This window comes from Faecalicatena faecalis, from assembly GCF_012524165.2.
In the GTDB taxonomy this organism is placed as follows: Bacteria; Bacillota; Clostridia; order Lachnospirales; family Lachnospiraceae; genus Faecalicatena_A; species Faecalicatena_A faecalis.
Genome location: NZ_JABACJ020000048.1, coordinates 1 through 9,804 on the forward strand (window position 1 = coordinate 1; position 9,804 = coordinate 9,804).

10 protein-coding genes are annotated in these 9,804 nt (G+C 42.2%); all 10 read left to right on the plus strand.

Translation table 11 applies throughout. The annotated features are described in order from the left end of the window. The first annotated feature begins 145 nt into the window (after positions 1-145). The 10 genes from HGO97_RS23490 to rpsR all read left to right on the plus strand — a co-directional run bounded on the left by HGO97_RS23490 (position 146) and on the right by rpsR (position 9,376). Positions 146-1,105: a leucine-rich repeat protein gene (locus HGO97_RS23490; RefSeq protein WP_168866599.1), complete on the plus strand. Its 960-nt coding sequence runs from the start codon at positions 146-148 to the stop codon at positions 1,103-1,105. A 40-nt stretch (positions 1,106-1,145) separates the two neighbouring features. Beyond that, positions 1,146-2,468, plus strand: coding sequence for a vWA domain-containing protein (locus HGO97_RS23495; RefSeq protein WP_174805396.1), 1,323 nt, complete (start codon positions 1,146-1,148; stop codon positions 2,466-2,468). Between the two features lie 40 nt (positions 2,469-2,508). After that, positions 2,509-4,020, plus strand: coding sequence for an ATP-binding protein (locus HGO97_RS23500; RefSeq protein WP_216245689.1), 1,512 nt, complete (start codon positions 2,509-2,511; stop codon positions 4,018-4,020). 66 nt (positions 4,021-4,086) lie between these two features. After that, entirely contained in the window at positions 4,087-4,965 is an 879-nt protein-coding gene (locus HGO97_RS23505) for a Cof-type HAD-IIB family hydrolase (RefSeq protein WP_216245691.1), read from the plus strand. A gap of 161 nt (positions 4,966-5,126) precedes the next feature. Then, the gene (locus tag HGO97_RS23510) at positions 5,127-7,067 is read left to right on the plus strand and encodes a sensor domain-containing diguanylate cyclase (RefSeq protein ID WP_216245695.1); all 1,941 of its coding nucleotides are present in this window, start codon (positions 5,127-5,129) and stop codon (positions 7,065-7,067) included. Between the two features lie 12 nt (positions 7,068-7,079). Further along, entirely contained in the window at positions 7,080-7,892 is an 813-nt protein-coding gene (gene srtB, locus HGO97_RS23515; protein ID WP_216245696.1) for a class B sortase, read from the plus strand. A 105-nt stretch (positions 7,893-7,997) separates the two neighbouring features. Continuing rightward, positions 7,998-8,186, plus strand: coding sequence for a DUF951 domain-containing protein (locus HGO97_RS23520; RefSeq protein ID WP_216245698.1), 189 nt, complete (start codon positions 7,998-8,000; stop codon positions 8,184-8,186). Positions 8,187-8,314: 128 nt separating this feature from the next. Beyond that, a complete protein-coding gene (gene rpsF / locus HGO97_RS23525; RefSeq protein ID WP_216245700.1) occupies positions 8,315-8,602 on the plus strand; it encodes a 30S ribosomal protein S6 in 288 nt (95 codons plus the stop codon). A 14-nt stretch (positions 8,603-8,616) separates the two neighbouring features. After that, positions 8,617-9,063: a single-stranded DNA-binding protein gene (locus HGO97_RS23530; protein WP_216245703.1), complete on the plus strand. Its 447-nt coding sequence runs from the start codon at positions 8,617-8,619 to the stop codon at positions 9,061-9,063. 46 nt (positions 9,064-9,109) lie between these two features. Then, positions 9,110-9,376: a 30S ribosomal protein S18 gene (rpsR, locus tag HGO97_RS23535; RefSeq protein ID WP_216245705.1), complete on the plus strand. Its 267-nt coding sequence runs from the start codon at positions 9,110-9,112 to the stop codon at positions 9,374-9,376. Positions 9,377-9,804: the final 428 nt, after the last annotated feature.

Sequence of the window (9,804 nt, forward strand, 5' to 3'; positions counted from 1 at the left end):
ACTGATTTTATACTACACTATACGAGCTGCTTATGCAAGAATTATCCCTGATGTATCGGAACACGGAAAATCCAGGGACTTCTTGAAAAAATAGTACAGTACTCTTATAATGGGAAGATGAGTTTAAAAAAGAGGGCACAGGCTTATGAAGATAGATTATCAGGTGAAAAACAATGAAATAGAGATTATCCGCTGCTATGGAAATGATCCGAAGGTCATCATTCCAGAGTGCATCGCCGGAATGCCAGTCACAAAAGCGGCACCTTATGCATTTTCAGAACATAAAGAGAAGGAACAAGAGGATGTGCTGACTTATGAGACAGAAGGGCATGTATTGTTTTCAGGAGAAGAACATCTGTTAGTGGGACAGGCAGTGGAAGAAATTATGTTTCCTTCTACAGTAAAAGAAATTGGAAACTATATATTTTATGGATGTAAACGGCTGAACAGACTGGAATTTTCTGATTCTTTGATGCAGATAGGAAGCGGTGCCTTTACCGGGTGCAGCGGACTTAGGGCATTGAAGGTGCGTATGGAAGCCGGGGAAAAGTCTTGTGTCAAGGAGATCCTTGGGGATTTGTGGCAGCGTATGGACGTGACCTTCTGTTATGAGCGAGAAAAGAAATCGGCAGTTCTTGTTTTTCCAGAACATTATGAGGAAGCAGTAGAGAATACACCTGCCCGTATCTTATTTACGCAGCATCATGGATCAGGGAATAATTACAGACAGTGCTTCTATAATAAAGAAATGGATTACCGGAAGTATGACAGCTTGTTTTCTGTAGCGGCAGCATGGGACCGGGCAGAAGTGTTGGCAGATATTGCTTTTGGCAGATTGGGACATCCCTATCGATTGGCAGACAATGACAGACAGGTCTATCAAAATCTCATCAAGAATCGGTATGAAGAAATTATAAAATATCTGATTGAACAGGAGAATCTGCTCCATATCCGACTGATCTCAGAGGAAGAGCTGTGGAGTCAAGAAATGCTGGAGCTGGCATTAGATCTTGCTTCGCGTCAGGGAAAAGCGGAGATATTGAGTTACCTTATGAATGAGAAACAAAAAAGTTTTCCACAGAAAAAGAAAAGCTTTGTATTATAAAAGAAAGATTTTTATGGACAGGAAGGAGGTGCCATAAGCTATGATAGATTTGGAGAATCAGGATATCAGAGAGGCAGCCGTTCGCTTAGAGGCTCTTGGGAAGCAGATTTTGTGTGCAGCAAGGGATGAGCTATATCTGGGAATGCGCTTTCTGGATGTGGCTCTGAGCAGCTTTGTCTATCAGATGGACACGTCAGTGAATCCGTTCGGGACGGATGGCAGCGCAATCTATTATCATCCGCAGTACTTGGGCGGATTATACAGACAGAATCGGATTTTGGTCAACCGCGGATACCTCCATATGGTTTTTCACTGCATTTTCCGGCATATGGTGAAGCGGGGAATGGATGAGCGTTACTGGAATTTAAGCTGTGATATTGCAGTGGAACATATGACAGACAGCAATTTCCACCGCTCTGTCCGATTTTCGAAAAGTTTGCTCAGGCGGGAGACGTACCGCAAACTGGAACAGGATAAGAAGGTATTAAATGCAGAACGAATTTATGCGGTCCTGAAAGAATGGGAGCTGCCGGAAAAAGAACTGGAACGCCTGGAGGCAGAGTTTTATGTGGATGACCATAAATATTGGGAGAATCAACAGCCTGACAGACAGCCCGATCCTGATATGAATCAGAAATGGCAGGAAATCAATGAACGAATGGAGACGGATCTGGAGACATTTTCTAAGGAAGCATCAGAAAAGTCGGGGGATTTGCTTGATCAGATAAAAATAGAAAATAAAGAACGTTACGATTACCGGGAGTTTTTGCGGAAATTTTCTGTTTACCGTGAGGAGATATCCGTGGATCCCGACACATTTGATTATTCATTTTACAGTTATGGGCTGCGTCTGTATGGAAATATGCCTCTGATTGAGCCACAGGAGACAAGGGAGGTAAAGAAGATTTCGGAATTTGCTGTGGTGATAGACACGTCTATGTCATGTTCAGGAGAATTGGTGCACAAATTCTTGGAGGAAACATATTCCGTATTAAGTGAAGAGAATAGTTTCTTTAAAAAGGTAAATATCCATATTATTCAGTGCGATGAAAAAGTGCAGTCAGACCAGCGCATTACAAGTATTCAGGATTTGGAAAAATATATGTCACAGCTTACTCTGTATGGAGAAGGGGGAACAGATTTCAGGCCTGCATTTGCCTATGTGGATGAATTGCTGGAAAAAGGGGAATTCGAAAATCTGCAGGGCCTGATCTATTTTACGGATGGATATGGAATCTATCCCAACCGTATGCCTTCTTATAAGACGGCCTTTGTGTTCATGCAGGAGGATTACCGGGATGTGGATGTGCCCGCGTGGGCAGTTAAGCTTATGTTAGAAGAAAACGATTTATCAGAAGAATGATTTAGTTATAGATCAGAATATTTCAGGGAGGAATAAGAGCATGGATATTAAAAGAGCGAAACAAGAAATTAGAGACTCGATTGAAGCATATCTTGCAAAAGACGAGTTTGGGGAATACAGGATTCCGTCCATCCGCCAGAGGCCGATTTTATTGATGGGACCTCCTGGAATCGGAAAGACACAGATTATGGAGCAGATCGCCAAGGAGTGCCGGATTGGGCTGGTCGCCTATACGATTACTCATCATACAAGACAAAGTGCGGTCGGACTGCCGTTTATCAAGGAAAAGGTATATGGTGGCCAGGAGTTTTCCGTTACAGAATATACGATGAGTGAAATCATTGCTTCTGTGTATGAAAAAATAGAACAGACGAAAATTAAGGAAGGGATTCTTTTTATTGACGAGATCAACTGTGTATCAGAAACGCTCGCTCCAACTATGCTGCAGTTTTTACAGGGCAAGACGTTCGGCAATCAGAAGGTGCCCGAAGGATGGATCATCGTGGCAGCAGGGAATCCGCCGGAGTATAACAAATCCGTCCGTGAGTTCGATGTGGTAACACTGGACAGGCTCAAGAAGATTGACATTGAGGCGGACTTCGATGTGTGGAAGGAATACGCCTATAAACAGGGTCTGCACCAGGCAGTGATTTCCTATCTGGAACTGCGAAAGGAGAATTTTTACCGCATTGAGACGACTGTGGACGGAAAGTTTTTTGCAACCGCACGTGGATGGGAGGATTTGTCAGAGTTGATTCAGGTCTACGAATCACTTCACAAGACAGTAGACCGGGATGTGGTGTATCAATACATCCAGCACCGCATGATCGCAAAGGACTTTGCGAATTATCTGGAGCTTTATTATAAATATAAGAAAGATTACGGTATTGAGGATATTCTACGTGGAGAATGGGATACAGCCACCTTGCAGAAGATGAAAGCGGCTCCGTTTGATGAACATCTGAGTATTGTGAGCCTCCTGAACGGAAGGCTTGGTGAGCTGTTCGAGGCTTGTTATATGACGGATGCCTATGTGACAAAGCTCTATGAGTATCTCATCTATTATAGAGAAAACAGGGTGACAGCTATGCTGGAGGATATCTGGCATTTGGCCGAGAAGGATTTGGAAGAATTTAAGGCGTCAGAGCTTTTGACCCGCCGGGAAGAACTGACCTTAAAGAGAGTGATTGCCTCATTGGAGCGTTTTTCAATGAGCATTAAAGGAGAATTATTTATTGGGGATGGAGCATTTGATGAGGTGAAGGCTCTGTTCGAACAGGAAGTAAATGTACGGGAAGATGAAATTGCATATACATCTACAACTCTTCAGAACGTCTTTCATTTCATGGAAGATGCCTTCGGCGAAAGCCAGGAAATGGTGGCTTTTATTACCGAGCTGAATGCAAATTACTATAGCATATGGTTCATCAAGGAGAACGGATGCGACCAGTATTACCGATATAATAAAGGACTTCTGTTTGATGAGAGACAGCAGGATATTGTACGTCAAATGGAGGATGTCGAAGAAATCCTGAACCGGGGGATTAAGTAATATTTCAAAGGGGGCAGACCCTTTTGCTCACCATATTCAGAATATTCAGGAAAAGGAGAATACAAGATGATTAAAGTGATCGCATCTGACATGGATGGAACCTTACTTGATGATCACCATAAACTATCGAAGGAAACCCTGGCGGCAATTGATAAAGCCTGCAAGGCGGGCTTACGGTTTATAATAGCTACGGGCAGAAATTTCCGTGGAGCGATGGAGGAATTGAAGGATGTAGAGTTGACCTGTGATTATATCGTAGGCAGTGGCGCGGAGGTGCGTAATCCTGACAAGGAGGTCGTCTTCACTGCGCCAATCGATCTAAAGCTGTGTGAAGAGGTATATCGTGCGCTTCAAAAATATCCGGTTTCAATTGTGTTCTGTACGGATGCTTTTGATTATCGGATTGGGGATAAGGATGAGATAGAAGCTGGTTTTATCCATCAGCTCAGAGTATTTCATCTTGACCCTGATATCGATGAAGAGCAGGCCAAAAAAGATCCCATTTATCAAAGAATCAGAGGAAATACAAAGATATTATCGGATTTTTCAGAGCTCCGTCTGGCAGGCGTGCCGGTTTACAAGATTTTTCTTTATTCGGAAGATATATCTATGTTAGATAAAATACGTGAGGAATTACAGGATTATCCGGCGATCGCTGTAGCCGCATCTTTTGAAACGAATTTGGAGATTACGGATGTGAGGGCGCAAAAAGGGCCCGTTCTAAAAAAATATATAGAATCACTTGGTCATACCATGGATGAAGTAATGGTATTTGGAGACAGTATGAATGATTATTCCATGTTGTCTATGGATTTTGGGGCTACCATTGCTATGGAAAATTCTATGCCGGAAGTAAAGAAAGCTGCAAAGTATATCACCAAGTCTAACGAGGAATCCGGGGTGGCTTATGCTATTGAAGAACTGCTTAGAAAATATGGGGTATAACTAGGATGGATAGAGCGATAAAATTTGATAATTCGTATGGAAACAGGAGATTTAAAGTCCAACTTGTGGTACAATAATGAGAAGCAGGAAGTGACCCGGTATATGTAATGTGAAGTACTTCATGCCATACTATACGTACATTATTCTGAAGGAGTTTGAGTATGGACAAAGAGAAGAAGCAGATGATATACGAAGGCCGTACAATAGAGGAGCTGTTAGAAGAAAACAAAAACTTAAATGCATTGATCCAAAATGTCCCGGGCGGTGTTATGTGCTGTGACGCAGATACCGAAGGTGGTCTGGAACTCTTGGAGTACAGCGATGGTTTTTTGAAGCTCCTGGGATATACATCCGAGGAACTAAAGGAGAGATATGACAACAAATTCCAGAGGATGATTTATGAACCGGACTGGGAGAAGACGATACAATCTGTGAATGAACAGATGAGCAAGGGGAATACGAAGAAAATAGAATATCGGCTTATTTGTGGGGATGGCACTCTAAAAGTGATATATGATCAGGGCCAGTTGGTGCGCCGTAACGGCAGGGATGTCTTTTATTGCATTCTTACAGATGTAACAGAGCAGCGTGCTATAATGAAGGAATTGAAATTAAGTCTTGAGCGGCATAGGATTATCCTGGAGCAGGCCAGAGATGTCATATTCGAATGGGATATGGAGAGCGATACCATATTGTGGTCAGATAATTGGGAAAAGAAGTTTGGCTACAGGCCGTTCGAGAGCGATGTTGAAGTGGGAATTCTGAAAAGTGAGCATATATATCCAGAGGATAGAAATGTGCTTGTTGAGCTTTGCCGCCGCCTGCAGGATAATACGACTTACGCAGAGGAGGAGGCACGTCTGCAGAAGCTGGACGGCACATTTATCTGGTGTCGTATTCGTGCTACACTACAGACCTCAAAAGTCGCGAATAAGAAAAAAGTAATCGGCGTCATTATGGATATTGATGACGAAAAAAAGAAAGCCGAAATGTTGAAGGAAAGAGCCGAGAAGGATACACTTACCGGTGTTTATAATAAAGGGACGATGCAGACGTTTGCCAATCGATATTTCTCTAATATGAAGCAGGGAGAAAAGGCAGCGTTTTTTATGATTGATATTGATGATTTTAAGTATGTCAATGACTTTTACGGACACTTAAGTGGTGATGCATTATTAGCCGAAATAGCAGCTGGTCTGAAACGGATTTTTAGAAGGCATGATATTATTGGCAGAATCGGTGGCGATGAGTTTGCTGTGATCATGAGGAATATACCGGACAAAGAGGTTGTAGGAAAAAAAGCCGACGAGATTATGTCTATTTTTAAGGAGTATCTAAAAGGGGAAAAATGTAAGTTCTCAGCCAGTATTGGAATCGCCTTTCTGCCGGATCATGGCATAGATTTTGAGACTATTTATAAAAATGCAGATATCGCCCTATATAAGGCGAAGGCATCTGGTAAGAACAATTGGAAAGTGTATGAATCTGGCCTTCAAATGGAAGATGTAAACAGCGGTACATATGCAGCCAAGCGCAGCTTGGAAAATTTTGATACCATATGGCAGGGAGAAGCTGGGATTATAAGCTATGTTTTCTCCTCATTATATAGTGCGCCCAATGTAGAAAAAGGAATCGAAGGCATTCTAAAGATTGTAGGGACGAAGTATGGTGCCAGCCGTTCCTATATATTCGAATGTACGGATGATGGAAAATGTGGCTACAAGACGTTTGAATGGTGTAAAGATGGGATTGAACTGCGAGAGAAGAAGCTTCAGGGACTCTCTAAGAAGATAAAGAAAGATTATTATAGTAATTTTGATAAAAATGGTATTTTTTACTGTGAAAATGTAAAAAAACTCCCGGAAAAATATTGCTTTCTCGAGGAAGAAGAAGGCGTGCAGTCTATGCTGCAATGTTTGATTCAGGACGCAGGGGAGGCCAGGGGCTTCATCGGATTTCACGCATGTGAGGCAGGATGTTACTGGACAAAGAGTCAGATCGATACACTGGTAGTAATTGCCCAGATAATTAGTGTTTTTTTGGCTAAGAGCCGAATGAAAGCCCTTTTATCTAAGCTCCAGCCAGAGCAGGATGGGAAATAGGAGAAACAAAGAATGAGCAGGAAAAAAAGACAAGCAGACGGGCATGATAAAAAGAAAAAATCCAGCGGAGGTCTATTAACGGCTGTACTGCTGATAGCGATTTGTGTATTTATTTTTTCGGCATACCAGTTGATTATGATGCTGATTCCGTACTATTCTGGAGGAAAAGAATACGATGAGGTCAAAAAGCTGGCTATTACAAATGAAAAGAAAGACCCCAAAGATACGAAAGATGGCAAGAATGGAGAGGATGACGGCTTTCGGGTAGATTTTAATGCGCTGTTGAAAGAAAACCCGGATACAGTCGCATGGCTTCGTTTTGATGAACCGTCTGTCATCAGTTATCCAGTCGTGAAAAGTGCAGATAACCAGGAGTATCTCACAAAGACATTTTCTGCAAATGATAATAAATTAGGCGCTATTTTTATGGATATGCGCAACAATTCAGAATTTACAGATCTTAACACTTTTATTTATGGACATAACCTAAAAGTGGGAGGAGAGATGTTTTCGCAACTGAATGAGTATGCGAGTGAGGAGTTCTGTAAGAAGCACCCGTATTTTTATATCTATACGCCGAAGGGAAAGCTTACATATCAGGTATTCTCAGCCAGCACAGTAAAAGACAATGCGGACAACTATAATCTGGCTTATGCAACAACAGAGGATTATGCGAATTATTTGCAGTTATGCAGAAATTCTTCTAACTATCAGGTCGATGTAAAGCTGGATGAAAAGTCTCAGATCGTCAGCCTGTCCACTTGTACTAACATCAACGATGATGAGAGGTTTCTGGTACAGGGAGTGCTTGTGAAGTCGGAATAGTTCAAAGGGGGCAGACTCTTTTACACGCAGTTTACAGAATATTCTCATTTTATTAGGCTGGGCTAGAAGAAGTTAAGTCCAAGCTGTATAAGCAGGAGGTTAATTATGCCAGATAGATTTGATATTGGTGATGTGATACGAATGAAGAAGCCACATCCCTGTGGAAGTCATGAGTGGGAGATTTTGCGGGTCGGAGCAGATTTTCGGTTAAAATGTGTAGGATGTGGACATCAAATTATGGTTCCGCGTAAGCTAGTGGAAAAAAATACAAAAGAAATTCAGAAAAAGGCTTGAATCGGACAACCTTTTATGGTAGAATGAGAACTCGTGACGTACCCGTTGAATATAAAATTCACGGACATCAATTTTCCTTGTTCCCGCTAAGGTACGGGAGCCAGAGACCATAAGGAGGTGCAAGAGACATGAACAAGTATGAATTAGCTGTTGTTGTCAGTGCAAAAATCGAAGACGACGCTAGAGCAGAAGTTATCGAAAAAGTGAAAGCTTTAATTACACGTTTCGGTGGCAATGTTACTGACGTTGATGAATGGGGTAAGAGAAGATTTGCTTACGAAATTCAGAAGATGAAAGAAGGATTTTACTACTTCGTCCACTTCGAATCTGACAGTACTGTTCCAGGAGAAGTTGAACAACGTATCCGTATCATGGACAATGTACTCAGATATTTATGCGTTAGACAGGAAGCATAGAGAAAGAGGTATATATGAATAAAGTAGTTTTAGTTGGGCGCCTGACAAGGGACCCAGAAGTTAGATATTCACAAGGTGACAGTGCAACTGCAGTTGCTAGATATACATTAGCTGTTGACCGCAAGTTCAAGAGAGACAATGAAGCATCAGCGGATTTTATTCCATGTGTTGTATTCGGGCGCTCGGCAGAGTTTGCGGAGAAGTACTTCCGCCAGGGAATGCGTGTTTCCATTTCTGGTCGTATCCAGACTGGAAGCTACACGAACAAGGAAGGTGTGAAGGTATACACAACAGAAGTCATTATCGAGGATCAGGAATTTGCTGAAAGCAGAGCGGAAAGTGAAGCCAACAGAGGCTCCTTCCACCAGGCAGCAGCTCCGGCTCCATCACCAAGTGTTGATGCAGGTGACGGATTCATGAACATCCCGGACGGGATTGATGAAGAGTTGCCATTTAACTAAGACACGTATTGTGGAATCTTTCTATTAATATAGGAGGTAAAAAGACATGGCTTACGAAAAAGGTAACAGACCAGAAGGCGGCTTCAAGAGAAGAGGACCGGCACGCAGAAGAAAAAAAGTATGCGTATTCTGTGGTAAAGAGAATAACGAAATCGATTATAAAGACGTAGCAAAGTTAAAGAAATATATCTCTGAAAGAGGAAAAATCCTTCCTAGAAGAATCACAGGAAACTGTGCAAAGCATCAGAGAGCTCTTACAGTAGCAATCAAGAGAGCAAGACATATAGCTTTAATGCCATACGTTCAGGATTAATCTGAAGTATAAACACCGTTGCAGAGATGCAGCGGTGTTTTTTGATGGTGCGCCTTGCGGCGCACGTTTCTAATGGGTGAAAGTCCCTAGTCTGCCCTAGTAGTGGGAAGGACATAGCCAATGACAAGGGTGTCCATTGTGAGGTGGAATCTGAAGGAAGTCGGATGGCAAATCTCCGGTCTGACGAACAGAAATCACATTGGGCTACAGTTAAGGATAAGGTTGCAATACAAATCAAAGTCCAATAACTACTCGGAATTAACTGTGGTAAATGTGGCGGATATGTGGAGAGAAAGAAACGTGTGGTACCAAGGGCGATGTCACTAAGTTAAGATTGGTTTGCAATAGAAAGGTTGAAGATATTTTTGTCTTCAGCCTTCTTTTGAGATTAAAAAGCAGCACAAATAGACAGATTTGCATCTGCCTGA